The organism is Streptomyces sp. R-74717 (genome assembly GCF_047305335.1).
In the GTDB taxonomy this organism is placed as follows: domain Bacteria; phylum Actinomycetota; class Actinomycetes; order Streptomycetales; family Streptomycetaceae; genus Streptomyces; species Streptomyces atratus.
This window is the reverse complement of the sequence record NZ_CP102361.1, coordinates 6213755-6237223: the sequence shown is the minus strand read 5'-3', so window position 1 is coordinate 6237223 and position 23469 is coordinate 6213755. Positions and strand designations below refer to the sequence as shown.

22 protein-coding genes are annotated in these 23469 nt (G+C 68.8%); 8 read left to right on the top strand and 14 right to left on the bottom strand.

Annotated elements, in window-relative coordinates; translation table 11 throughout:
* The first annotated feature begins 207 nt into the window (after positions 1-207).
* Together NRF20_RS28525 and NRF20_RS28520 are read left to right on the top strand one after the other, a co-directional pair.
* Complete coding sequence (locus NRF20_RS28525; protein ID WP_398631841.1) at positions 208-1518, top strand: PTS transporter subunit EIIC; 1311 nt, start codon at positions 208-210, stop codon at positions 1516-1518.
* A gap of 259 nt (positions 1519-1777) precedes the next feature.
* Positions 1778-3043 (top strand): PTS transporter subunit EIIC, encoded by a 1266-nt coding sequence (locus NRF20_RS28520; RefSeq protein ID WP_413753533.1) that lies wholly within the window; start codon positions 1778-1780, stop codon positions 3041-3043.
* A 92-nt stretch (positions 3044-3135) separates the two neighbouring features.
* Here NRF20_RS28520 and NRF20_RS28515 read toward each other — a convergent pair whose 3' ends face one another.
* Positions 3136-3888, bottom strand: a complete 753-nt coding sequence (locus tag NRF20_RS28515; RefSeq protein ID WP_266361227.1) for an MBL fold metallo-hydrolase — start codon at positions 3886-3888, stop codon at positions 3136-3138.
* Positions 3889-4065: 177 nt separating this feature from the next.
* On the opposite strand from NRF20_RS28515, the gene NRF20_RS28510 reads away from it, so the two are divergent.
* Entirely contained in the window at positions 4066-4548 is a 483-nt protein-coding gene (locus tag NRF20_RS28510; protein WP_398631844.1) for a type II toxin-antitoxin system PemK/MazF family toxin, read from the top strand.
* Positions 4549-4796: 248 nt separating this feature from the next.
* On the opposite strand, the gene NRF20_RS28505 is transcribed toward NRF20_RS28510, so the two are convergent.
* The 7 genes from NRF20_RS28505 to clpS form a co-directional block, all read right to left on the bottom strand.
* Positions 4797-5747, bottom strand: a complete 951-nt coding sequence (locus NRF20_RS28505) for a PLP-dependent cysteine synthase family protein (protein ID WP_398631845.1) — start codon at positions 5745-5747, stop codon at positions 4797-4799.
* Positions 5747-6025, bottom strand: a complete 279-nt coding sequence (locus tag NRF20_RS28500) for a MoaD/ThiS family protein (RefSeq protein WP_037692508.1) — start codon at positions 6023-6025, stop codon at positions 5747-5749. The genes NRF20_RS28505 and NRF20_RS28500 overlap by 1 nt, the downstream gene beginning before the upstream one ends.
* Before the next feature lie 105 nt (positions 6026-6130).
* Positions 6131-6256, bottom strand: a complete 126-nt coding sequence (locus NRF20_RS28495) for a putative leader peptide (protein ID WP_256103089.1) — start codon at positions 6254-6256, stop codon at positions 6131-6133.
* A gap of 143 nt (positions 6257-6399) precedes the next feature.
* Entirely contained in the window at positions 6400-6831 is a 432-nt protein-coding gene (locus NRF20_RS28490; RefSeq protein ID WP_351201419.1) for a M67 family metallopeptidase, read from the bottom strand.
* Between the two features lie 124 nt (positions 6832-6955).
* Positions 6956-8395 carry an amino acid permease gene (locus tag NRF20_RS28485; protein WP_413753532.1) on the bottom strand — a complete coding sequence of 480 codons (1440 nt, stop codon included), beginning with the start codon at positions 8393-8395 and terminating at the stop codon, positions 6956-6958.
* A 398-nt stretch (positions 8396-8793) separates the two neighbouring features.
* Positions 8794-9372 (bottom strand): DUF2017 domain-containing protein, encoded by a 579-nt coding sequence (locus tag NRF20_RS28480; protein WP_266361222.1) that lies wholly within the window; start codon positions 9370-9372, stop codon positions 8794-8796.
* A gap of 45 nt (positions 9373-9417) precedes the next feature.
* The gene (gene clpS, locus NRF20_RS28475) at positions 9418-9732 is read right to left on the bottom strand and encodes an ATP-dependent Clp protease adapter ClpS (RefSeq protein ID WP_266361221.1); all 315 of its coding nucleotides are present in this window, start codon (positions 9730-9732) and stop codon (positions 9418-9420) included.
* 78 nt (positions 9733-9810) lie between these two features.
* Between clpS and NRF20_RS28470 the strand changes: the two genes are divergently transcribed.
* Both NRF20_RS28470 and NRF20_RS28465 read left to right on the top strand, forming a co-directional pair.
* The gene (locus NRF20_RS28470) at positions 9811-11139 is read left to right on the top strand and encodes a nicotinate phosphoribosyltransferase (RefSeq protein WP_413753531.1); all 1329 of its coding nucleotides are present in this window, start codon (positions 9811-9813) and stop codon (positions 11137-11139) included.
* Positions 11140-11330: 191 nt separating this feature from the next.
* Positions 11331-11918, top strand: a complete 588-nt coding sequence (locus tag NRF20_RS28465) for an isochorismatase family protein (RefSeq protein ID WP_398631849.1) — start codon at positions 11331-11333, stop codon at positions 11916-11918.
* Positions 11919-11996: 78 nt separating this feature from the next.
* Here the strand turns inward: NRF20_RS28465 and NRF20_RS28460 are convergent, their stop codons facing one another.
* Both NRF20_RS28460 and NRF20_RS28455 read right to left on the bottom strand, forming a co-directional pair.
* Positions 11997-12341 carry a hypothetical protein gene (locus tag NRF20_RS28460; RefSeq protein WP_266361218.1) on the bottom strand — a complete coding sequence of 115 codons (345 nt, stop codon included), beginning with the start codon at positions 12339-12341 and terminating at the stop codon, positions 11997-11999.
* 124 nt (positions 12342-12465) lie between these two features.
* Positions 12466-14865, bottom strand: a complete 2400-nt coding sequence (locus NRF20_RS28455) for an immune inhibitor A domain-containing protein (RefSeq protein ID WP_413753530.1) — start codon at positions 14863-14865, stop codon at positions 12466-12468.
* A 372-nt stretch (positions 14866-15237) separates the two neighbouring features.
* Between NRF20_RS28455 and NRF20_RS28450 the strand changes: the two genes are divergently transcribed.
* Positions 15238-15603 carry a hypothetical protein gene (locus NRF20_RS28450; RefSeq protein ID WP_398631851.1) on the top strand — a complete coding sequence of 122 codons (366 nt, stop codon included), beginning with the start codon at positions 15238-15240 and terminating at the stop codon, positions 15601-15603.
* A 99-nt stretch (positions 15604-15702) separates the two neighbouring features.
* On the opposite strand, the gene NRF20_RS28445 is transcribed toward NRF20_RS28450, so the two are convergent.
* Entirely contained in the window at positions 15703-16413 is a 711-nt protein-coding gene (locus NRF20_RS28445; protein WP_413753529.1) for an RDD family protein, read from the bottom strand.
* A gap of 133 nt (positions 16414-16546) precedes the next feature.
* Positions 16547-18181, bottom strand: a complete 1635-nt coding sequence (locus NRF20_RS28440; RefSeq protein ID WP_413753528.1) for an RDD family protein — start codon at positions 18179-18181, stop codon at positions 16547-16549.
* A 212-nt stretch (positions 18182-18393) separates the two neighbouring features.
* On the opposite strand from NRF20_RS28440, the gene NRF20_RS28435 reads away from it, so the two are divergent.
* Positions 18394-18870, top strand: a complete 477-nt coding sequence (locus NRF20_RS28435; protein WP_398631854.1) for an SsgA family sporulation/cell division regulator — start codon at positions 18394-18396, stop codon at positions 18868-18870.
* A gap of 23 nt (positions 18871-18893) precedes the next feature.
* On the opposite strand, the gene NRF20_RS28430 is transcribed toward NRF20_RS28435, so the two are convergent.
* Positions 18894-20261, bottom strand: coding sequence for an FAD-binding oxidoreductase (locus NRF20_RS28430; RefSeq protein ID WP_413753527.1), 1368 nt, complete (start codon positions 20259-20261; stop codon positions 18894-18896).
* A gap of 97 nt (positions 20262-20358) precedes the next feature.
* Between NRF20_RS28430 and NRF20_RS28425 the strand changes: the two genes are divergently transcribed.
* Complete coding sequence (locus NRF20_RS28425; protein ID WP_398631856.1) at positions 20359-21960, top strand: tetratricopeptide repeat protein; 1602 nt, start codon at positions 20359-20361, stop codon at positions 21958-21960.
* Positions 21961-22214: 254 nt separating this feature from the next.
* Here NRF20_RS28425 and hppD read toward each other — a convergent pair whose 3' ends face one another.
* Entirely contained in the window at positions 22215-23360 is a 1146-nt protein-coding gene (hppD, locus tag NRF20_RS28420; RefSeq protein ID WP_266361210.1) for a 4-hydroxyphenylpyruvate dioxygenase, read from the bottom strand.
* Positions 23361-23469 lie beyond the last annotated feature (109 nt).

Below are 23469 nucleotides of genomic sequence, written 5' to 3'. Positions count from 1 at the left end.
TGTTCACATGCATACGACGGCCCACCATGGGTCCGTTTCGTCACCGTAACGCACGTTTGGCCCAGCTTCGCGAGCGAGTGACTGGACCGTCCCGAAGGATAACGATCACCGGTGCCCTGTCTTCCAGGCGGGTTACGCACCGTACCTCAACTGGTCTACACCAGTGTGCAACGACCGCCGAACGCGTCTTGTTCCGGGAGGATGCCGATGAGCTCGAGCAGTGCCGCAGTTCCACAGAAGACGTGGTGGAACGGCCTCTTCCAGGGCCTCCAGAAGATGGGCCGCAGCCTCCAGCTCCCGATCGCCGTCCTGCCGGCGGCAGGCATTCTCAACCGGCTGGGCCAGCCGGACGTATTCGGTGACGAGGGCCTGCGTTGGGGCAATGTCGCCAAGGTGTTCGCGGCCGCGGGTGGCGCGCTGCTCGACTCGGGGCTCGGTCTTCCGCTGCTGTTCTGCATCGGGGTCGCCATCGGCATGGCGAAGAAGTCGGACGGTTCGACCGCGCTCGCCGCGGTGACCGGCTTCCTCGTCTATTACGCGGTGCTGCACGCCTTCCCGGTGGACTGCGCCCCCGGTTCCACGTTCACTTCGGGCGGCACCTGGTTCGGCACCTGCGTCACCGGCAACGCCAAGGTCACGGCCGCGGAGTACCAGAACCCCGGGGTGTTCGGCGGCATCGTGATGGGTCTGCTGTCCGCCTGGTTCTGGCAGCGGTACCACCGGGTCAAGCTGGTGGACTGGCTGGGCTTCTTCAACGGCCGCCGGCTGGTCCCGATCATCATGGCGTTCGTCGGCCTCCTCTTCGCGGCGCTGTGCGCGTGGCTCTGGCAGCCGATCGGCGACGGTCTGACCAGCTTCTCCAAGTGGCTGGTGGACCTGGACTGGGTGGGCTCCGGCATCTTCGGTGTCGCCAACCGCACCCTGCTGGTCATCGGCCTCCACCAGTTCCTGAACACTTTCGTCTGGTTCCAGTTCGGCGACTTCACCAAGCCGGACGGGACGGTCGTTCACGGTGACATCAACCGGTTCCTGGCGGGCGACCCGACGGCCGGTCAGTTCACCTCGGGATTCTTCCCGATCATGATGTTCGCCCTCCCGGCGGCGGCTCTGGCGATCTACCACTGCGCCAAGCCGCATCGCCGGAAGGCGGTCGGCGGCATGATGCTCTCGGTCGGCCTGACGACCTTCGTGACGGGCATCACCGAGCCGATCGAGTACTCGTTCCTCTTCGTCGCACCCCTGCTGTACGCGATCCACGCGGTGCTCACCGGTGTCTCGATGGCGGTGACATGGGCGATCGGGGTCAAGGACGGCTTCAGCTTCTCCGCGGGCCTGATCGACTACGTCATCAACTGGAGCCTGGCGACCAAACCATGGCTGATCATTCCGATCGGCCTGGCCTTCGCCGTCGTGTACTACGTGATCTTCCGGTTCGCGATCACCAAGTTCAATCTCCAGACTCCGGGCCGGGAGCCCGACGAACTGGAGGAGGAGATCGAGAGGAACCTCACGAAGTAGCACTTCAGACGGGTCTTTCGGCCCGTCTGGAGCAGGCCCTCGGACCTCGCGGCCCGAGGGTCTTCGCCATGTCACCGACCGTGGATGATGGCTAATGCGAAGTAGTCGTAAATTGCAGGTTCCTTATCCAACCCATACCGTGCTACAACTGGTCTACACCACTGAGTGGTCCAGACCGCGTGCGTTCTGCCGCGTTTCTCGAGTCGCCGCCTCCCCCCGTCAATGACCTGGGCGGCGCCTTGTCCAATGGAGGAAGTTGATGTCCACGGCAGACACCGCACCCGCGGTCACCAAGAAGAAGGGCGCCGGCGTGATGGCGGTCATGCAGCGCATCGGCCGCAGCCTCATGCTGCCGGTCGCGGTGCTGCCCGCTGCCGCGCTGCTGGTCCGGCTCGGTCACAAGGACATGCTCGGCAGAGAGTCGTTCCCGGACTTCGTCACCAAGATCGCGAGCTTCATGGACGCGGGTGGCAACGCGATCTTCGCCAACTTGGCGCTGCTGTTCGCCGTCGGTATCGCGATCGGCTTCGCCAAGAAGTCGGACGGCTCGACCGCGCTCGCGGCCGTCACCGGCTACCTGGTCTTCCAGAAGGTGCTCGCCACCTTCACGGACAGCAATCTTCCGAAGATCGCGACGGTGGTCGACGGCAAGGTAGTCATGACGGACGCCCCCGTGGACGCAGGGGTCCTCGGCGGTGTGGTGATGGGCATCGTCGTCGCGCTGCTCTACCAGAAGTTCTACCGGACGAAGCTGCCGGCCTGGGCGGGCTTCTTCGGCGGCCGCCGCCTGGTTCCGATCCTCTCCGCCTTCGCGGGTCTGCTCATCGGCATCGTCTTCGGTTACATCTGGCCGGTACTCGGCACCGTGCTGCACAACTTCGGTGAGTGGCTGGTCGGTTCCGGCGCCGTCGGCGCGGGCATCTTCGGTGTCGCCAACCGTGCGCTGATCCCGGTCGGCATGCACCACCTGCTGAACTCGTTCCCGTGGTTCCAGGCGGGCGAGTACGAGGGCGCCCACGGCGACATCAACCGCTTCCTGGCCGGTGACCCGACGGCCGGACAGTTCATGACCGGCTTCTTCCCGATCATGATGTTCGCCCTCCCGGCGGCCTGCCTCGCGATCGTCCACTGTGCCCGTCCGGAGCGCCGCAAGGTCGTCGGCGGCATGATGTTCTCCCTCGCGCTCACCTCGTTCGTCACCGGTGTGACCGAGCCGATCGAGTTCACGTTCATGTTCATCGCCCCGGTGCTGTACGCGATCCACGCGGTCCTTACGGGCGTGTCCATGGCTCTGACCTGGGCGCTCGGCATGAAGGACGGCTTCGGCTTCTCGGCCGGCCTGGTCGACTTCGCCCTGAACCTCGGCATCGCGAGCAAGCCGTGGCTGCTGGTCCTGGTCGGCCTCTGCTTCGCGGTGGTCTACTACGTGGTCTTCCGCTTCGCGATCACCAGGTTCAACCTGCCGACTCCGGGCCGCGAGTCCGACGAAGAGCTTGCCGAGCTCCTCAAGGCCGAGGCGAAGTAGGCCTCACCCCGGTGCACGACGAAGCCCTCACCTCCCCGCGGCGAATTCCGCGGGAGGTGAGGGCTTCGTCGTGCACCGGCTGTGCGGGACGGCTAGATCTCGTAGACCGCGCCCGGTGCCGCCACCTCCACCGGCCCGCCGTAGAGCAGGCGGGCATCGGCCAGGTTGCGGTCGGCGTCGGTCCACGGCGGGATGTGGGTGAGGACGAGCCGTCCCACCCCGGCGCGGGCGGCGATGTCGCCCGCCTCGCGGCCATTGAGGTGGAGGTCCGGGATGTCCTCCTTGCCATGGACGAACGATGCTTCGCAGAGGAACAGGTCGGCGCCCTCGGCGAGTTCGTCCAGGGCCTCGCAGGCACCCGTGTCGCCGGAGTACGTGAGCGAGCGGCCGCCGTGCTCGATCCGGATGGCGTAGGAGTCGACGGGGTGGCAGACCTTCTCCGTACGGACCGAGAAGGGGCCGATCTCGAACGAGCCCGGCTTCAGCGTGTGGAAGTCGAACACCTCGCTCATCGCCCGCTCGGACGGGGTGTCGGCGTGGGCCGTGGTCAGCCGCTGCTCGGTGCCGTCGGGACCGTAGACCGGGATCGGGGCGGGACGGCCGCCGTCGTGCCGGTAGTAGCGGACGACGAAGTACGCGCACATGTCGATGCAGTGATCGGCATGGAGGTGGCTGAGGAAGATGGCGTCGAGGTCGTAGAGACCGACATGGCGCTGCAGCTCGCCGAGGGCGCCGTTGCCCATGTCGAGGAGCAGCCTGAAGCCGTCGGCCTCTACGAGGTAGCTCGAACATGCTGATCCCGCGGACGGGAACGAGCCGGAGCAGCCGACGACGGTGAGCTTCATGGAGCGTGAACCTCCGAGACGTGGGAACGGGGAGGGTTCGTGCGGTCTGTTGAGCGGTTTGTCGAGCGTAAGGCGCGAAACAGCCGGTCGCTCCTCCATGGCCGTCCGTTGTGGGGGAACTCACCTGCTCTGTCACCGGTTCGATGGAAGAGGCGGGGACGCCGGTACGGTCGGGGCATGGGCATGTCCTGGTGGTGGATCGCGATTGCCGTTGTCGTCCTGCTCGCGCTCGTAGTGGCGGTCGCCGATGGGCGGGGGCGGGGCGGGCAACGGTCGCGGGGCCGCTCCGGTGGGCGTCCGGGCGGGCGGACGCGTCCGCCGGCGGGGCCGGGGCGTGGGCCGGGGCCGGAGCGCAGGCCGCGGCCGGGTGAGATCTGGTGGGCCGAGGTGCCGTACGAGGACAGGCCCGGGGCGAAGGACCGGCCCTGCCTGGTGCTGTCGGTACGGGGTGACTCGGCGCTCGTCGCAAAGATCACCAGCAAGTATCACGAGGAACGGCCCGGGGTGATCGCGCTGCCTGCGGGGACGGCGGGGGATGCGCTGGGGCGGGAGAGCTTCCTGGAGACGGATGAGTTGCGGGAGGTTGCCGTGCGGGGGTTCCGGCGGCGGGTGGGAGTGGTGGATCCGGAGGTGTGGGAGCGGGTGCGGGGGCTTGGGTGAGGTGGGGGCACCTACGGCGGGGCGCGGGTGAGTGTGGGGGCGTGGCCGCGGCGGAGGCGCCTGCGGTGGGCCTGTTCCCCTGACCGCCCCTACCCGGAACCGGGGCTCCGCTCCTCAAGCGCCGGAGGGGCTGGGGTGCACGCGGGGCTCCGCCCCGGGCCCCGCGCCTCGAACGCCGGCGAGGCCGGAAAATGTCCTCGATCGCCGGACGGGCTGAATGTTCAGTTCGTCCGGCGAATCAGGACGGGCTACGCCCAGAGCTGGCCGTGCAGCGTTTCGATGGCCGCTTCTGTTGTCGGGGCCGTGTAGACGCCCGTCGACAGGTACTTCCAGCCGCCGTCCGCGACGACGAAGACGATGTCGGCCGACTCTCCCGCCTTGACGGCCTTGTTTCCCACTCCGATCGCGGCGTGGAGCGCGGCGCCGGTGGAGACGCCCGCGAAGATGCCCTCCTGCTGGAGGAGTTCGCGGGTACGGGTGACGGCGTCCGCGGAGCCGACGGAGAAGCGGGTGGTGAGCACGGAGGCGTCGTAGAGCTCGGGGACGAAGCCCTCGTCGAGGTTGCGGAGCCCGTAGACCAAGTCGTCGTAGCGCGGCTCGGCGGCGACGATCTTGATGTCGGGCTTGTGCTCGCGCAGGTAGCGGCCGACGCCCATGAGCGTGCCGGTGGTGCCGAGGCCCGCCACGAAGTGGGTGATGGACGGGAGGTCGGTGAGGATCTCCGGGCCGGTGGTGGCGTAGTGGGCGCCCGCGTTGTCCGGGTTGCCGTACTGGTAGAGCATGACCCAGTCGGGGTGCTCGGCGGCCAGCTCCTTGGCGACGCGTACGGCCGTGTTGGAGCCGCCCGCCGCCGGGGAGGAGATGATCTCGGCGCCCCACATGGCGAGCAGGTCGCGCCGTTCCTGGGAGGTGTTCTCCGGCATGACGCACACGATGCGGTAGCCCTTGAGCTTGGCCGCCATGGCGAGCGAGATGCCGGTGTTGCCGCTGGTGGGTTCCAGGATGGTGCAGCCGGGGGTCAGCCGGCCGTCCTTCTCGGCCTGTTCGACCATGTGGAGCGCGGGGCGGTCCTTGATCGAGCCGGTGGGGTTGCGGTCCTCCAGCTTGGCCCAGATGCGGACGTGGTCCGACGGTGACAGCCGCGGCAGGCGGACGAGCGGGGTGTTGCCCACCGCGGCGAGCGGGCTGTCGTACCGCATCAGTTCATGCCGCCCGCGACGGCCGGGAGGATGGTGACGCTGTCGCCGTCGCTGAGCTTGGTGGAGATGCCGTCGAGGAAGCGGACGTCCTCGTCGTTGAGGTAGACGTTCACGAAGCGACGGAGCTGGTCACCGTCGACGATGCGCTCACGGATGCCGTTGTGGCGGCTGTCCAGGTCCGTGAAGAGGTCGGCGAGGGTCTCCCCGTTGCCCTCGACTGCCTTGGCGCCGTCGGTGTAGGTGCGGAGGATGGTCGGGATGCGGACCTCGATGGCCATGGCGTGGGCTCCTGTCGAAAGCGAAGAGGTGGCGTGGGGCGCGCGGCTCTGCCCCCGCGCAGGGGTTGGTGCGTGACGAATGGGTGCTCGGGCCGCGAGCCCGGCTCAGGCCTCGCGGCCGGCGGGCAGGCGGCTCGTACAGATCGCGCTGGAGAGCCTGCACAGGTCGACGTGCAGCCGCGCAACGAGCAGCATGCCCGGCGTCTTGTCGCTCACGTCATGGGGAACCATGCGGTCATCGTATCGATTCCCGGTCCGTGATCCGGAATGTGATCTCACCTGATGGATGGCCGGTGTTCGACAAGTGGACGGGCCCGTGGCGGGCCCGGTCCCGTCCGGCCGGTGGAGTGCCGGGTTCGGGCGGTGCGAGGAGGTCAGGCGGCCTCGTACGCCTCGACGACCTCGACGTCCTCCTCGGTGATCTCGCCGTCCACGATCCGGTAGGAGCGGAACTGGAAGGGGCCCGCGTCGTCGGTGTCAGCGGTGGAGACGAGCACGTAGTGGGCGCCGGGTTCGTTGGCGTACGTGACGTCGGTGCGGGACGGGTAGGCCTCGGTCGCGGTGTGGGAGTGGTAGACGATCACCGGCTCCTCGTCGCGGTCGTCCATCTCTCGGTAGAGCTTGAGGAGGTCGCCCGAGTCGAACTCGTAGAAGGTGGGCGAGCGGGCGGCGTTGAGCATGGGGATGAACCGTTCGGCGCGGCCGGTCCCGGCCGGTCCCGCGACCACGCCGCACGCCTCGTCGGGGTGGTCGGCGCGGGAGTGCGCGACGATCTGGTCGTAGAGCGCCTGGGTGATGGTCAGCATGGCGCCAGGATAGGCATGCGGGCCCCCGCGTACCGAGGGGTGGTACGCGAGGGCCCGCATGGTGGACGCGGCCGGTGGGGCGGCGGTCGTCCGGGGATGGTTCGGGGTTCGTGCGGAGTCGGCCTCAGTTCTTCGCGAAGGCCTTGTTCTCGGGGTTGCGGGCCTTGAGCACCAGGTACGAGACGCCGAGGACGGCCGCCCAGAGCGGGGCGCAGTACAGCGAGATCCTGGCGTCCTTGTCGATGCCCATCATCACGATGACCATGGCGATGAAGGCCAGCGCGAAGACGCTGGTGAACGGGGCGCCGGGGGCCCGGAACGTGGACTGCGGGAGCACGCCGCGGTCTGCGAGGCCGCGGTAGCGGATCTGGCAGATGAGGATCATGATCCAGGCCCACATGCCGGAGATGGTGGCGAAGGAGACGACGTAGGTGAAGGCGTCGCCGGGCCACTGGTAGTTGATCCAGACGCCGACGAGCATCAGGGCGGCGGAGAAGGTGGTGCCGATGAGAGGGGTGCCGCTCTTCGTCAGCTTGGTGAAGAATTTCGGACCCTGGCCGTTGAGGGCGAGGTCGCGGAGCATGCGGCCGGTGGAGTACATGCCGGAGTTGCAGGAGGAGAGGGCCGCGGTCAGCACGACGAAGTTGACGATGCCGGCGCCGATACCGAGGCCCATCTTCTGGAAGGCGGCGACGAACGGCGAGATGCCGGGCTGGAACTCGGTCCACGGGACCACGGAAAGGATCATGATGAGGGCGCCGACGTAGAAGACGGCGATGCGCCACGGCACGGTGTTGATGGCCTTGGGCAGGACGGTCTTCGGGTCCTTCGACTCGCCCGCGGTGACGCCGACGAGTTCCACGGCGAGGAAGGCGAACATCACGATCTGCAGGGTCAGCAAGGTGCCCTTGATGCCGTGCGGGAAGAAGCCGCCGTCGGCCCAGAGGTGGGTGACGGACGCGGTGTCCCCGGCGTCGGAGAAGCCGAGGGTGAGAATTCCGGCGCAGATGAGGATCATGCCGACGATCGCGGTCACCTTGACCATCGAGAACCAGAATTCGAGTTCCCCGAAGAGCTTTACGGAGATCAGGTTCACGCCGTACAGGATGATCGTGAAGATCAGCGCCGACACCCATTGAGGAATGTCGAACCAGAACGTCATGTACTGGGCGGCCGCGGTGACTTCAGTGATACCGGTGACGACCCAGAACAGCCAGTAGGTCCAGCCGGTGACAAAGCCGGCGAAGGGACCGATGAATTCGCGGGCGTACTCCGAGAAGGAGCCCGACACGGGGCGGTACATGAGGAGTTCACCCAGGGCCCGCATGATGAAGAAGATCACCAGGCCCGCGATGGCATAGGCCAGGATGAGGCTGGGCCCGGCCTTGGAGATCGCCTTTCCCGCGCCGAGGAAGAGGCCGGTGCCGATGGCCCCGCCGATGGCGATCATCTGGATCTGACGGGCGCCGAGGGCTCGCTGGTACCCCTCGCCCGCCGTGTCGGCATCCGCGACCACTGCGGCCTTGCGGCCGTCTTGTCCCTTGTCGACCTGCGCCGATGTCATGTGCTGCGCCTTTCTCCACGCTGATCCGCGCCGTTGAGGCTGCGGATCAGGTCCTGATCCCCCCGGATATGGATGGAGTGCCGCCGGCGGTCGCCGGCCTGTAGCGCCCTCGGGAACAGGGGTGGCGTCCCCGAGTGGTCGTGAAGATTTACCACGGACACATGGGCGGATCATCGGACATTATGTGGGGCACACCACAGGAAAAAGCGGACAAGGGTTTCCAGTCGCCACAAAAGAGACCGTTCAGGTGACGGGATCGTTATTCGGATTTGAGCATTCGTTGAGCGAATGCGATGCGCGAGTGGCCGGGAAGTCCGTAAACGAGTGGTCGGTCCAAGTCCGCAAGCGAGTGATCAGGATTCCCGCAAGCGAGTGATCGGGAACTCCGCACACGGGAACTACGGCATCAGGGTTTCCACGAGGGTTTCCTGGAGTGCGCCGAGCCAGAGATAGGCCATGACCATCGGCTTGCGCGGGTCGCTGTCGGGGAGCCGGTAGAGCGAGCCGGCCTCGTCGTCGTCGGAGACCTCGAGGCGGGTACCGATGGTCAGCCGGAGATCATTGAGCGCGCCGAGCCAGTTGCGGCATTCGTCACCGGTGAGCTCCAGTACGGCGTCGCCGTCCTCGGTGACGGAGAGGGCGTCCAGGGTGCGTACGACAGTGAGGGCGTCGTCGCGCTTACGGGTGCGCAGATCATTCTCGGTGAAGCGGCGGAACTCGGCGGAAGCGGCGCGCAGTTCGCTGTCCTCGTCGCCGTACGCCTCGGGGAAGAGGCGGGCCAGGGCGGGGTCGGTGGGCGGCTCGCTGGGCCCCTCGGCGAAGAGGGCGGCGAGCGGGTCCTGGCCCTCGGCGGGTTCGTCGCCGGGGCCGATCAGTTCCAGCAGCTGGACGGCGAGGGAGCGCAGGATCGCGATCTCCACCTCGTCGAGCGCGACGGCCGCGCCGCCGCCGGGGGTGGCCTCGAAGTGGCCGGCCATGGGTTTTCTCCGATGGTGGGTCGGGCGGGGCAGAGGAGGATCGGTCTAGTTGCGGTCCTGTGTGAGGGTGGCCCACAGCCCGTAGCCGTGCATGGCCTGGACGTCGCGTTCCATCTCCTCGCGGCTGCCGCTGGAGACGACGGCGCGGCCCTTGTGGTGGACGTCCAGCATCAGCTTGTGGGCCTTGTCCTTGGAGTAGCCGAAGTAGGCCTGGAAGACATAGGCCACATAGCTCATGAGGTTGACCGGGTCGTTGTGGACCAGCGTCACCCAGGGGACGTCGGGCTCGGGGACGACAAGACTCTCCTCGGCCGATTCGGGACGCTCGATCTCAGTGGGGGCGACGCTCACCCACCCCATGCTGCCACCCGGGAGGGGTCATCGCACAAACGACCCGAGATCTCGTCACTCTGACGAAATAGGGGTAGCATCCGGACCATGAACTCTGCGGACCTTGGGCGACGGGTCGGTGTGCCGTCGACCGCGCTCTTCACCGACCAGTACGAGCTCACGATGGTGCAGGCCGCCCTGAAGGCCGGCACGGCCGACCGGCGCTCGGTCTTCGAGGCGTTCACCCGCCGCCTGCCGGAGGGGCGGCGCTACGGCGTCGTGGCGGGCATCGGACGGATGCTGGACGCGGTGGAGAACTTCCACTTCGACGACGAGATGCTCACCTTCCTGCGCGAACAGAACGTCGTCGACGGGCCCACGCTCGACTGGCTGGCCGACTACCGCTTCAGCGGTGACATCTGGGGCTACCCCGAGGGCGAGGTGTACTTCCCCGGCTCGCCGATCCTGCGGGTCGAGGGCTCCTTCGCCGAGTGCGTGCTGCTGGAAACGGTGATCCTGTCGATCCTCAACCACGACTCGGCGATCGCCGCGGCGGCGTCGCGGATGTCCGCCGCGGCGGGCGGGCGCGGGCTGATCGAGATGGGTGCACGACGCACCCATGAACTGTCGGCGGTGGCATCGGCGCGTGCCGCGTACATCGGCGGCTTCGACACCACATCCGACCTGGCCGCGGGCTTCCGCTACAACATCCCGACCGTCGGGACGAGCGCCCACGCCTTCACGCTGCTGCACGACACCGAGCGCGACGCGTTCCGGGCCCAGGTCGACTCGCTGGGCCGGGGCACGACGCTGCTGGTCGACACGTACGACGTCGCCGAGGCGGTCCGAACGGCGGTCGAGGTCGCAGGTACCGGGCTGGGAGCGGTACGGATCGACTCCGGGGACCTGCTGCTGGTCGCGCACCGGGTGCGGCAGCAGCTGGACGAGCTGGGCGCCACCGGGACGAAGATCGTGGTGACGTCGGATCTGGACGAGTACGCGATCGCGTCGCTGGCCGCGGCGCCGGTCGACGCCTACGGGGTGGGCACGCAGCTGGTGACCGGCAGCGGGCAGCCCACCTGCTCGATGGTCTACAAGCTGGTCGCCCGCGCCGTATCCGCCGACCCCGCGGAGCCGCTGCGTCCGGTCGCCAAGAAGTCGCTCGGCGCGAAGACGTCCGTGGGCGGTCGCAAGTGGGCCGCGCGCCGACTGGACGAGAACGGGGTGGCCGAGGCCGAGGTGATCGGCGCCGGTCCCGTACCGGCCGAGCTGGCCGACCGGCAGCTGCTGGCCGAACTGGTCAGGGGCGGTGAGGTGATCGCCCGTGAGCCGTTGGACGCGGCGCGCGAGCGGCACATAGCGGCCCGGTCGGGGCTGCCGATGTCGGCGATGCAGTTGTCCCGCGGGGAGCCGGTGATTCCCACGGAGTACATGTGAGGGGAGCGGCGGGGCGGAGACCGGGGCGCCCGGCTACCGCTTTGCCCTCGATCTCCCCCATAGCCTGAAGCGCGTGGGAGGGGCCCCCTCGGCGGGCTTGATGACGTCCCCTCCCTAAGCCGCTCCGGAGTCTCTAGGCTCGAATACGCCCCCCATGACCGCCGACCGTCCCCCACCGAAGGACACCCGCCATGCACCGCGCCTTGATCGTCGTGGACGTTCAGAACGACTTCTGCGAGGGCGGCAGCCTCGCCGTGGCGGGGGGCTCCGATGTCGCCGCCGCCATCACCGACCTGATCGGCGAGGCCCAGCCCGGGTACCGCCATGTGGTGGCCACCCGTGACCACCATGTCGACCCGGGCAACCACTTCTCCGCTGAGCCGGACTACGAGCACACGTGGCCGGCGCACTGTGTCGCCGGTACGGAGGGGGTGGGCTTCCACCCCAATTTCGCCCCTGCGGTCGCCTCGGGGGCGATCGACGCGGTGTTCGACAAGGGTGCCTATGCCGCGGCGTACAGCGGCTTCGAGGGCCTCGACGAGAACGGTGTGGGGCTGGCCGACTGGCTGCGGGACCGGGGGGTCACCGAGGTCGACGTGGTCGGCATCGCGACCGACCACTGCGTGCGGGCGACGGCGCTGGACGCGGTCCGGGCAGGCCTCACGACGCATGTGCTGCTCGATCTGACCGCGGGGGTCGCCGAGGAGACCACGGAGCGGGCACTGGAGGAGCTCCGCCGGGCGGGCGTGAAGCTTTCCGGCAAGCCCGTCGTGGTCTAGCCGGGCGGGAGCCGCCGCGGTTCCTCGCCGCTCTCACCCGCTCACGCCCGTCACTGACACCGGCGCCGACCCCACGCCTCAGGCCGGTCGGTGGTCCGGTACAGCCGGCACGGCCGGGCGGAGCAGCGCGCGGATCGGGTGCCAGAGTTCCTGGGCCTGCTGCGGTCTCGCTCGCCAGAGCACCCCGTCCGGGTGGTGCAGCACGGCGGTGATCTCGTCGGGGGTGGGCGGCTCGGCGTTGCCGCGGAGGTAGACGGCGCGCAGGCCCAGATTGCGCAGCCGGGTCAGCGCGCGGGCCCGGTTGGCGGCGTGCACCAGGACCCGGACCGGAGTGCCCGGACCCGTTCCGTCCGTGGGACCGGTCAGGGTGATCGCCACCACCACACTGCCGTTCGGCAACTTGCTGAACCCTCCGCCTGCCATGCTCCGCGCTCCCCCGTGAGACGTCATGTCAATAAGGATCTGAACAAGACGCACCTAAACACGATCGGCCGCCGCCCGCTAGAGGGCGACGGCCGATCAAGCTCTGACCTGCGGTGATGCGGGACTACTTGTGCGAGGCCCCGACCTTCACGGTCATCGTCGAGCCGTCGCGCGGCTCGCTGACGATCGTGATCCGGGTGTTCGTGTCAGCGACCTGAACACTTCCGGTCTTGTTCTCGCTGTACCAGTAGGTTCCCTTGTGGTCGTCGAAGACCGGGATACCGAGCTGCGGCTTGATCTTCACCGCCACGTCGGCGTTGTGCAGCGTGAAGCCGTCGGTCGCCTGCCGGCTGAAGGGCGCGTCGAAGGGCTGGATCTTGTTGCGCATGACCGTGCCGTCCGCCCACTTCAGCGGCTTGGCGTGCGCGTCGATCGGCAGGATCAGGCCCTTGCCCGGGTGGGTCGAGACGTTGTTGTCCTTCTGGGAGGTGTCCCAGAGCCAGATGAGCAGACCGTTCTGGTACGGGTAGTGCTCGACCCAGTCCGGACGGGTCTTGGAGAAGCCGAAGTTGTACGGGCCGACCTTGAGGGTCCGGTCGTAGCTGACGTACTGGCGGTTCTCCGCGATGTAGAACTGCGGGTAGTCCTTGGTGAACGACTCGCCGACGCGGGAGAAGCCCTTGGCGGTCCAGCCGTTGTCGTCGCCCTCGGCGTTGTCCGTGAAGAGCGCGGCACCGTCGGCGTTGACCGAGATGATGTCGGCGGCGAAGCCATTGCCGCCCGCGCCGCCGTCGGTGGCGTAACGGAAGCGGATGTCGATCTTCTTGCCCGCGTAGGCGTCCAGCGGGTACGAGAGCTTCTGGTACTTGCCGGAGACGTCGGTCAGGGCCGGCTTGTCACTGGCGTCGCGCGGGATCGCCTTGCCGTCGGCGGTGCCGTCGATCGCGGTCCAGCTGGTGCCGCCGTTCTCGGACACCTCGGCGTAGAGGTAGTCGTAGTCCTTCTCGATGTCCCACCAGCCCGAAAGGTCGAGGGACGCCTTGGACTTGCCGGTCAGGTCGACCGAACGGGACAGGGTGTTGTTGAGGTTGTCACCCCTGTCACTCCACCACTGCTTGGAGCCCTCGGCGGGCTTCGTGACATCGGTGGTGACGGGCTTGTCGGGCAGCGAGACGAGGAGCGCCTGCTTGTCCTTGGTGTTGTACTCGGACACGCCCAGCTTGTGGGTGGAGTTCGTCGCGGCCTTGGCCTCGGCGTAGTTCAGCCAGCCCAGCTGGAGCTTGTCCCAGGCGGTCATGTCGCCGGGCAGGTCACCGATCTGGTTCTTGCCGGTGCCGAGCCAGGAACCGGCCGACATCAGGGACCAGAAACCGACCGAGTTCTCGGCGGTGTTGGTGGTGTCGTAGAGGTCCGGCAGACCGAGGTCGTGGCCGTACTCGTGGGCGAAGACGCCCAGGCCGCCGTTCTCGGGCTGCGCGGTGTAGTCGCCGACCCAGATGCCGGTGTCACCGATCTCGGTGCCGCCGGCCTTGTTGTCGGCCGGGCCGGTCGCACCGGCGTTGGTGCCGTACGCGTACCAGCGGTGCGCCCAGATGGCGTTCTTGCCCTCGACGCCGCCGCCCGCGGACTCGTCCTCACCGGCGTGCACGATCTGGAAGTGGTCGATGTAGCCGTCGGGCTCGTTGAAGTTGCCGTCGTTGTCGTAGTCGTAACGGTCCCACTGGTCGTACTTCGCGAGGTCCGTCTTGATCTGCTCGGGAGTACGGCCCTTGGCCTTCTGGTCGGCGGCCCAGGCGTTCACGCCGTCCTTGACCATGTCCCAGGCGTTGGCGCAGTTGGTAGAGCCGCAGTAGTTGGACCCGTAACGGGCCTCGTTGTACGGCACCTTGACCCAGTCGGAGACCTCGCCGTCGACCGAGTAGCGCCCGGAGGACGTCTTCTCGTAGTACGTCTTCAGGGAGTCCTTGCCGGCGCCCGTACCGAAGTAGAGGTCCTGGAAGTGCGCCTGGTTGTAGTCGGCCTGCCAGGCGGTGCTGTTGTCCTTCTTGGGGTCCGGCTTGGCTATCTTGTTGTGCGCCGGGCCGGGCGTGCCGCCGTACTTCGGGACGGCCGGCTTCGGGCCGTCGCCGTCCGGGTCGAACATGGTCGTGTTGTCGACCTTGTCGCCGAACTCCACCAGAACCGTGAAGATCTTGTCGGTCTTCTCGCGGCCGAGCTCGACGTACTTCTTGTCGTCGAGCTTGACGACCTGGGAGCCGCCCCGCTTCGTCACCTTCTTGTCGCCCGATATGACCTGTTCCAGAGCGGCCTGACGCTGGGCGTCCTGCTGCTTGCTGAAGGGGCCCTGCAGGTCGTGCTCGTTGCCCTTGGCCGACCCCGGATCGCGGCGGTCGACTACCGGCGCCTTCGCCCCCGATGTGTGTTCATCCGCCTGGGCAGTGGCGAAAGCCGACGCCGTGGCGGCAGTGGCGGCCATGGCCACGACAACCGCTGCGGCGCGAAGCGCCCGTCTGTTAGTGGTCACTTGATGCAGTTCCTCCCCGGCGTCCACGGCTGCGGCCTGGGGTGGTGTAAAGGGGCCGCGCGCGGATACGCGTCACAAGTGACGACATTTGACCGGAGTTACGCGAGAAAAGACAGACCTTGACTTGGGCAGGCCAAGTGCACTATGCGAGAGACAATTTCCGTTATCCGGACGTTCACCATGCAGGCAACCAGCGCGTCAGGGCCCGCGGTTGGGGAACGGAATGACTCCGTGCGCCCCCCGTGCACCGGTACCGCGGGTTAGGTGACGCTTACTACCGGTTCCTCACGGGCATCCACCGTCGTAGAGTCGATTGACAGTGCGACCGAGTTGAGAGACTGCCCATCCAATGCCCCGAGGACGGATACCGACATGCCGCGTATCACTGCCGCACAGTTTTCCTACGGTTCGGTCACCGTCGTCTTCTCGACCCTCGCCATGCTGCTGCTCTCCCGTACGGGTTCGGGGCTCGGCATCGCCGTCATCGGGACCGCGGCGCTTGCGCTCGGCCTGCTGGTGGCCGTGACCGTACCCCACCCGTCCCGGGCGAAAACAGCGAAGTCGGCGAAGGCCGGGGCCGCAGTTCGAACGCACCAGGACGCGGTCTCCGCCGCCGTCGAGGCCGAAGGCCTCGCCCTCGACGGAGTCCAGGCCACGATCCCGGCGGCCCGCACGGCCGAGCAGCGCGCCGCGGCACGTGTGGACGAACTGCTGGGCGAGCATTCCCTGCGGCGCTGACGCATACGGCCTCGGTCTCCGTACAGACTTGGTTTTCGAGTCTGTACGGAGACCGAGGCCGTATGGCACAGGAAGGGCCCAGGGAGCGTCCGGCACCCCCTAGTTGGTCTGTACGACCACCGTCTTCGCCGCCTTGTCGTGGAGGCCCTGCCGGTACGGCTTGTCCGTGAACATGAGCACGATGTTGATCAGCCACCACAGGCACGGGCAGCACAGCAGCGCCGGCAGCCACAGCACCACGGCCCGCAGGAACGACGCACCGGTGTCCGGCACCCGGCCGTCGTTGAGCATCGCGACCCGCAGCTTCAACAGCCGCTTGCCGATAGTCCGGCCGTCCTTGTGTGTGAAGTACGTGTCGTACCCGACGTAGACCACCAGACCGATCAGCGACCAGACCAGCTGGTGCCCGCTGTACGTCTGGCTGAAGACATCGCTGAGGTTGCTGTTGCCGTTGTTGTTGTTCATCTCGAGCGCGCCGCCCCACGGCAACGAGATCAGATACAGCGGGATCGAGATGATCAGGAGGTCGATCAGCCGGGCCAGAATCCGCTTGCCGGGCTCGCCGAGCGGTGGCATACCGGCCAGCGGATCCACGCCCCCGTACGGGCCACCGCCGCCGTAGGGACCGGAATCGTACGGAGGAGGAGGAGGAGGCGGAGCGCTGTCGTAGGGCGATCCCGACGACGGCCCCTGCGGCTCCTGCGGTTCCTGCGGCCCCTGCGGCCCCTGCGGCTCCTGCGGCTCCTGCGGCTTCTTGAGGAACGGGTCGTCCTCGGGCGGCTGACCGGACGTCGGCTGATCGTTGCTCATGGGGGCAGTGCACCCCGGCCCACGGGCGCCCGCAACGGCTCAGGTGCGTTCGGGGGAACGACACGTCCCCGAAGGCCCCTCCCCCGATGAGCCGTCAGCCGGAGGAGTGGGCTCCGCGGACCCTCGCGCGGAATCAGCCCGCCACGAAGGTGTGCGCCGCCTTGTCGTGCCAGCACTGGCGCCACGGCCGGTCGAACAGACACCAGAGCACATTGACCACTCCGACCACCAGGACGCCCAGCACGCCGTAGACCAGCCAGCGGCGCAGCGCGGCACCGAAGGACGGGGCCTCGTGGGACTCGATGTCCCGCACTTCGAGTCCGCAGAGCTTCTTGCCGAGCGTACGGCCCCACTTGGCGGTCGGCAGCGCCTCCAGCAGAACGCCGAGCACGAGGAACGCGCCGAGCACCCCACCGAACAGACCGGCCGTGGTGGAGTCCACCAGCCAGACGGTGACCGTCTCACCGGACAGCTTCGCCGCGCTGATCTTCTCGTCGATGTGGTCCATCGCCCGCGAGACGAGCGGGAAGCCGATCGCGCCGACGAGCGCCGCCAGCACCACCGTGTCGACGAGCCGGGCGGCGAACCTCCTGCCGAGTCCGGCGGGCCTGGCCGATGCCTGGGCCTGCGCGAGCTGCTGGAAGGGGTCGTTGACCGGGGGCTTCCAGGGCACGACGGGCTGGTCCGGCTGTCCACCGTGCGCACCGAGCTGTGGGTGAGGCTGCTGCCCCTGGAGCGGCAGGTGGGGTTGGTGTTGCGGGGGCTGCGGGCGGGCCGCCTGGTCGGGCTGGGCGAGTTGGTGGACCTGCTGCGCCCAGGAGGCGGCACCGCCGCCGGGGCCCGGGGTGAGAGGACTGTTGAGCTCGGCGGGGGCCGGGGCGGGGGTCTGTGCCGGTGCGGGGGCCTGGCTCTGGGCGGGGGCGGGGGTCTGTGCCCGGGCCTGGGCCTGTGCGGGAGGCTGCGCGCCGGTCCCGGGGGCGAACGCGCGGATCGCCATCGTCCCGCCCGCGGGCTCCTGTTCCGTCGTCCGGGGAGCAGGCGGACGGCCGCCCCGGCCCACGGTGCGGATCGCGACCGTGTTCTCGGGGGCCTGGCTCCTGCCGTCACGCATGCCCGGCAGTGCACCGCCCGTCGGATCCGGGGAGGCCGGCCGACGCGGGTCTGCGGGAGCACGGTCGACCGGCTCCCGGACCGCGGGGGCCCGGTCGACGGGTTCCCGGACTGCGGGGGCCCGGTCGACGGGTTCCCGGACCGCGGGAGCACGATCGGCCGGGGCCCGGTCCACGGACGTACGCGGATCTCGGCCGGACTCCGGTCCCGAGCCGGACCCCGCCCCGGACTCCGGTCCCGACGGCGGCCGGCTCTGCGCGCTCTGCCGGCCCGGCTCACCCTGTCCGCCGGGCTGCCCGGCGCCGCCCCAGGAGACCCGCCGGTCGCGTTCGCCGCCGAAGCCGGTCTGCCGGGAGGCGTCGGCCTGCCAGGCAGTGGCCGGATCGGGGCGGTTGTCCGCGTATGGCTCCTCGTCGAGGAAGACCGGACCGGTCTCGTCCACCGGCGCGGGCGCCGGGGCCGAAGGCTGCGGCTGCGGTTCGGCCGCCGCTCCGGACGACGTTGCGGGCATCGGCTCGCCCTGCTGAGGGGCGGGCCGGCTCGTGCCGGGCACCCACGAAGCGCCGTTCCAGTACCGGACATATCCGGGAATGGACGGGTCGGGGTAGTACCCCTCGCGGGGGCTTTCGTCACCGGGTGCCGGGGTTGGGGCGCTCATCACCGTGGTCCCGTATCTCTTCGAGGCCTCAATACAACGGGTCCACATCTATCAGACGCCCGCGTACCCCTGGGCCAGTCCAGGGGTTTGGGCCACTTTCCGGTCACGCAGAAATTTTTTCCGGAAGTCGCGTAATAGATGGAGGGGAGGGCGCTCTCTCCCTGTGCGGACCGGTCGCGGGACCGGCCCACAGGCACCGAAAGGACGCACTCATGCACACCGTCGTGGAACGCGAGCTGGAGCTCAAGCTGGTTCTGTCGCCCGAGCGCAGCATCCCCATCCCTGCCCGGCTGACGTACCGCACGGAGGACCCGTACGCCGTGCACATCGCCTTTCACGTCGGCTCCGACTTCCCCGTCTACTGGACGTTCGCCCGCGATCTGCTGGTCGAAGGCGTGTTCCGGCCGTGCGGCCAGGGGGACGTGCGGATCTGGCCCACCAAGGTCGACCGGCGCAACGTCATCTTCGTGGCCCTGAGCTCGCCCGACGGCGACGCCCTTCTGGAGGTGCCGTCCGCCGTGGTGGCCACCTGGGTGGAGCGGACTCTGCGGCTGGTTCCGCCGGGTACGGAGACCGAGCGGCTCGGCATCGACGAGGCCCTCTCCGAGCTGCTCGCGCCGCTGCCGGCCGACGATCTGTGGCTGAGCGACCCGTGTGCGTCGGACGAGTGGCAGGACGGCGAGGCGTGAGCGGGCGCGGTCCTGGCCGGCCGTCAGAACACCTTGCCCGGGTTGAGCAGCCCGAGCGGGTCGAACGCCTGCTTGATGCCCCGGTGCAGTTCGACGCCCACCTCGCCGATCTCACGCGCGAGCCATTCCTTCTTCAGGACACCGACGCCGTGTTCCCCGGTGATCGTGCCGCCGAGTTCCAGGCCGAGCGCCATGATCTCGTCGAAGGATTCCCGGGCCCGCCGGGACTCGTCGGCGTCGGTGTGGTCGAAACAGACGACGGGGTGGGTGTTGCCGTCGCCCGCGTGCGCACAGACGCCGATGGTGAGGCCGTACTTCTCGGCGACGGCGGCGGTGCCTTCGAGCATCGCGCCGAGCTTCGAGCGCGGTACGCAGACGTCGTCGATCATCGTGGCCGACTTGACCGTCTCCAGTGCGGTGAGCGACATCCGCCGGGCCTGGAGCAGCATTTCGGACTCGGCGGCGTCCTCCGCGGGGACCACCTCGGTGGCGCCCGCCGCGGTGCACAGCTCTGCGACGGCGGCCAGGTCGGCCGACGGGTCCGGGGTGTCGAAGGCGGCGAGCAGGAGCGCCTCGGTGGTGTCGGGGAGGCCCATGTTGGCCATCCTGTTGACGGCATGGACTGTTGTACGGTCCATCAGTTCGAGGAGTGACGGGGTGTGACCGCGCTCCATGATCCGGCAGATCGCATCGCAGGCGGTGGCCGCGCTCGGGAACTCGGCGGCCAGGACCAGCTGCTGCGGCGGCTGGGGCTTCAACGCGAGCACCGCCTTGACGACGATGCCGAGGCTGCCCTCCGAGCCCACGAAGAGCCGGGTGAGGTCGTATCCGGCGACGCCCTTCGCGGTACGACGGCCGGTGGTGAGCAGCCGCCCGTCGGCGAGGACGACCTCCAGGCCGAGTACGTATTCGGCGGTGACCCCGTACTTCACGCAGCACAGACCGCCGGACGCGGTGCCGATGTTGCCGCCGATGGTGCACATCTCCCAGCTGGAGGGGTCCGGCGGGTAGCAGAGACCGTGCTCGTTGACCGCCCGGGACAGCACCGCGTTGATGACGCCCGGTTCGACGACGGCGATCCGGTCGACGGGGTTGATCTCCAGGATCCGGTCCATCTTCACCAGGGACAGCACGATGCAGTCGTCGGAGGCGTTGGCCGCGCCCGACAGACCGGTACGGGCTCCTTGCGGGACGACCGGGACGCGCAGGGCCGTGGCTGTGCGCATGACGTGCTGGACCTGCTCGACCGTGCGCGGGAGCACGACGACGGTCGGCGTGCCCGCATCGCAGAAGCTCGCCATGTCGTGGGCGTAGGAGGCGATGACGTCCGGATCGGTGATCAGGGCCTCGGCGGGCAGACCCGCACGCAGTTGTTCGAGAAGACCGCTCATGATCCAAGCGTGGCACTCGGGCCCATTGGTGTGAACCCGTCTGCCGCAGCCTTCGCAAGGCGCGGTGTGCTCTTCGTACTGACGCAGAGTGATCGGTATGGATGTCACACCGCAGCAGCCTCCGGAGTCCCCCGATTCGACCGAGCCTCCCCTTGAACCTCCCGGAACCGGCCCCGCACCGCCGGACCCGGCCCCGGCCGAGGTGCCGCCCCTTTCGCTGCGTACGACGCTGCGCAGGGCGGCCATGGGTGCGGTGGCGGGTGCGGTACTGGTGACGGGTGCGGTGGTGGCCGTGCCGGAGGACGAGAAGAAGTCCGCGCCGCCGCCCGCGCCCGGTCCGGTTTCGCGGGCCCTGAAGGCCAGGGACATGGGCTCCCCCGCCTCGCTCTCCGATCTGACGGCGCTGATCGGGGACCGGCAGCAGTGGGTGGGCACGCATCCGTCCGACGCGCCGTCGTGGGCGTTGCTCGGTGCGGCCTATGTGGAGTGGGGGCAGCGTTCCGCGGACGCGGCGTACTACGGCCGGGCCGAACAGGCGCTGAAGCGTTCGCTGGACATCCAGCCGGGTGAGAACGGGAACACGGCGGCCTGGGTGGGGCTCGCGACGCTCGCCAATGCCCGGCACGACTTCGTCACGGCGAAGAAGTGGGGCGAGACGGTACGGGCACGGCAGCCGAAACAGTGGAACGTGTATCCGGCCCTGATCGACGCGTACAACGGCCTCGGTGACCACAAGTCCGCGAACACGGCGGTGGAGAAGTTCACGGCGCTGCACTCCGGCGCCCCGGCTCTCATCCGGACGGCGCAGAAGTACCGGGACCTCGGCCGGCGCGAGGACGCGCAGGCCGACGCGCAGGCCGCGGCGGACCGGGCCACCACACCGGCACAGAAGGCGGAATGCCTGTATCTGCTGGGCGAACTGGCCCGGGAGCGGGGCGAGCCCGACAAGGCGGTGGCACAGTACAGCGCGGCACTGTGGACCGACCGTGCCCACCCGTCGCTCGCGGGCCGGGCCGGGGCGCTGGTGGCGCTCGGCCGTACGGACGAGGCCGAGCGCGACTACAAGGAGGCGCTGGCCAACCTCCCCCGGCCCGAATACATGCTGGAGCTGGGCGAGTTGTACGAGTCGCTGGGCCGGGACGAAGATGCCCGGAGCCAGTACGCACAGCTCGGCAAGGCTCTCACGCGTGACGACGGCGAGGGCGTGGACAACGCAACTCTGCGCGGCCGTTTCGAGACCGGTCACGGGGACCCGGCCGCGGCGGTGAAGCTGCTGAAGGCGGAATGGGACCGGTCGCACCGCAGCGCGGCGGTGGCGGACGCGCTGGGCTGGGCGCTGCACCGCTCCGGCGACTCGTCCTCCGCGCTGCAGTACGCGACGCAGGCGGTCGGCACGGATGGGCAGAACGCCTCGTACATGGCCCACCTGGGCGCGATCCAGCAGGCGTTGAAGGACTACGGTCCGGCGCGCCGCAATCTGGCGGCGGCCCTGCTCATCAACCCGCATTTCTCGCCGCTGGAAGGCCCGGCGGCCCAGAAGGCCCTGGACGCCCTGGGCGGCCCTCCGGCCGACGTCCCGCAGGGCATGGAGCCCGCCCGGGCACCCGAGCCGGCGGCGAAGCCGCGGCCCGTCGCACCGGCGCCGCAGCGGCAGGCGCCCGCCAAGGCCCCGGCCTCTCATGTGCTGAGCAGCCACTGACGGGGGCGGCCGGTACTTCGCCCGGGTCTCGTGTCGGTCCGGTCGCCGGACGGCCCGCGATGTGCGGGCCGTCCGGCGACTTCCACCGGTCCCACCGCCGGCCTCTTCGCCCCCTCACACCTCACTCGATCAGCTTGGTCAAGGACCCGATCGGCCTGCGCGTCGTACGCCCGACGGCGTGCCCTCCGGGCACGGGCAACACATGAGGCGGGGCCCCGGGTTCGCCGGAGGCCCCGCCTTCACGCCCTGAGCGCTCAGAGGTTGCCGCGCTTCTCCTGCTCGCGCTCGATCGCCTCGAACAGGGCCTTGAAGTTGCCCTTGCCGAAGCCCATCGAGCCATGGCGCTCGATCATCTCGAAGAAGACGGTCGGGCGGTCCTGGACCGGCTTGGTGAAGATCTGCAGCAGGTAGCCGTCCTCGTCGCGGTCGACGAGGATCTTCAGCTCACGCAGGGTCTCCACGGGGACGCGGGTCTCGCCCGCCCACTCGCCGAGGGTGTCGTAGTACGAGTCGGGGGTGTCCAGGAACTGGACGCCGGCCGCCCGCATCGCGCGCACCGAGGCGACGATGTCGTTCGTGGCGAGCGCGATGTGCTGGACGCCCGCGCCGCCGTAGAACTCCAGATACTCGTCGATCTGGGACTTCTTCTTGGCGATCGCCGGTTCGTTGATCGGGAACTTCACCTTCAGGGTGCCGTCGGCGACGACCTTCGACATGAGGGCGGAGTACTCGGTGGCGATGTCGTCGCCCACGAACTCCTTCATGTTGGTGAAGCCCATGACCTTGTTGTAGAAGCCGACCCACTCGTTCATCCGGCCGAGTTCCACATTGCCGACGCAGTGGTCGATGGCCTGGAAAGTCCGCTTGGCCGGCGGCTCGACGATGGGGGCCGCGGCGACGTAGCCGGGCAGGTACGGGCCGTCGTAGCCGGTGCGCTCGACGAGGGTGTGGCGGGTCTTGCCGTACGTGGCGATGGCGGCCAGCACGACCGTGCCGTGCTCGTCCTTGACCTCGTGCGGCTCGGCGAGGCCGAGGGCGCCGTGCTCGACCGCGTACGCATAGGCCGCGCGGGCGTCCGGGACCTCGATGGCCAGGTCGACGACGCCGTCGCCGTGCTCGGCGACATGGTCGGCGAGGAAGCGGCCGTGGTCGGTGGACGCCTTGATGACGGAGGTGAAGACGAAACGGGCGGAGCCATTGGTCAGGACGTAACTCGCCGTCTCGCGGCTGCCGTTCTCCGGTCCGGAGTAGGCGACCAGCTTCATGCCGAAGGCCGTCGAGTAGTAGTGGGCGGCCTGCTTGGCATTGCCGACGGCGAAGACGACCGCGTCCATTCCCTTGACCGGGAAGGGGTCGGCCTGCCGGGCTGTGTCGGGGGTGGTGTGCAGAGTCTCAGTCATGCTCGAAGGCTCTCGCCGCTTCGCAAGGTGCGCAACAGTTCGCGAATCCGCTGGGCAATCTGCACAGCCGATGGCGATGATGGCCGGGCTATCTGTACATGATGACCAT

Coding starts and splice junctions, on each gene's coding strand:
- NRF20_RS28525 (WP_398631841.1), top strand. CDS start 208: ATGAGCTCGAGCAGTGCCGCAGTTCCACAGAAGACGTGGTGGAACGGC.
- NRF20_RS28520 (WP_413753533.1), top strand. CDS start 1,778: ATGTCCACGGCAGACACCGCACCCGCGGTCACCAAGAAGAAGGGCGCC.
- NRF20_RS28515 (WP_266361227.1), bottom strand. CDS start 3,888: ATGAAGCTCACCGTCGTCGGCTGCTCCGGCTCGTTCCCGTCCGCGGGA.
- NRF20_RS28510 (WP_398631844.1), top strand. CDS start 4,066: ATGGGCATGTCCTGGTGGTGGATCGCGATTGCCGTTGTCGTCCTGCTC.
- NRF20_RS28505 (WP_398631845.1), bottom strand. CDS start 5,747: ATGCGGTACGACAGCCCGCTCGCCGCGGTGGGCAACACCCCGCTCGTC.
- NRF20_RS28500 (WP_037692508.1), bottom strand. CDS start 6,025: ATGGCCATCGAGGTCCGCATCCCGACCATCCTCCGCACCTACACCGAC.
- NRF20_RS28495 (WP_256103089.1), bottom strand. CDS start 6,256: ATGGTTCCCCATGACGTGAGCGACAAGACGCCGGGCATGCTGCTCGTT.
- NRF20_RS28490 (WP_351201419.1), bottom strand. CDS start 6,831: ATGCTGACCATCACCCAGGCGCTCTACGACCAGATCGTCGCGCACTCC.
- NRF20_RS28485 (WP_413753532.1), bottom strand. CDS start 8,395: ATGACATCGGCGCAGGTCGACAAGGGACAAGACGGCCGCAAGGCCGCA.
- NRF20_RS28480 (WP_266361222.1), bottom strand. CDS start 9,372: ATGGCCGGCCACTTCGAGGCCACCCCCGGCGGCGGCGCGGCCGTCGCG.
- clpS (WP_266361221.1), bottom strand. CDS start 9,732: ATGGGGTGGGTGAGCGTCGCCCCCACTGAGATCGAGCGTCCCGAATCG.
- NRF20_RS28470 (WP_413753531.1), top strand. CDS start 9,811: ATGAACTCTGCGGACCTTGGGCGACGGGTCGGTGTGCCGTCGACCGCG.
- NRF20_RS28465 (WP_398631849.1), top strand. CDS start 11,331: ATGCACCGCGCCTTGATCGTCGTGGACGTTCAGAACGACTTCTGCGAG.
- NRF20_RS28460 (WP_266361218.1), bottom strand. CDS start 12,341: ATGGCAGGCGGAGGGTTCAGCAAGTTGCCGAACGGCAGTGTGGTGGTG.
- NRF20_RS28450 (WP_398631851.1), top strand. CDS start 15,238: ATGCCGCGTATCACTGCCGCACAGTTTTCCTACGGTTCGGTCACCGTC.
- NRF20_RS28445 (WP_413753529.1), bottom strand. CDS start 16,413: ATGAGCAACGATCAGCCGACGTCCGGTCAGCCGCCCGAGGACGACCCG.
- NRF20_RS28440 (WP_413753528.1), bottom strand. CDS start 18,181: ATGAGCGCCCCAACCCCGGCACCCGGTGACGAAAGCCCCCGCGAGGGG.
- NRF20_RS28435 (WP_398631854.1), top strand. CDS start 18,394: ATGCACACCGTCGTGGAACGCGAGCTGGAGCTCAAGCTGGTTCTGTCG.
- NRF20_RS28430 (WP_413753527.1), bottom strand. CDS start 20,261: ATGAGCGGTCTTCTCGAACAACTGCGTGCGGGTCTGCCCGCCGAGGCC.
- NRF20_RS28425 (WP_398631856.1), top strand. CDS start 20,359: ATGGATGTCACACCGCAGCAGCCTCCGGAGTCCCCCGATTCGACCGAG.
- hppD (WP_266361210.1), bottom strand. CDS start 23,360: ATGACTGAGACTCTGCACACCACCCCCGACACAGCCCGGCAGGCCGAC.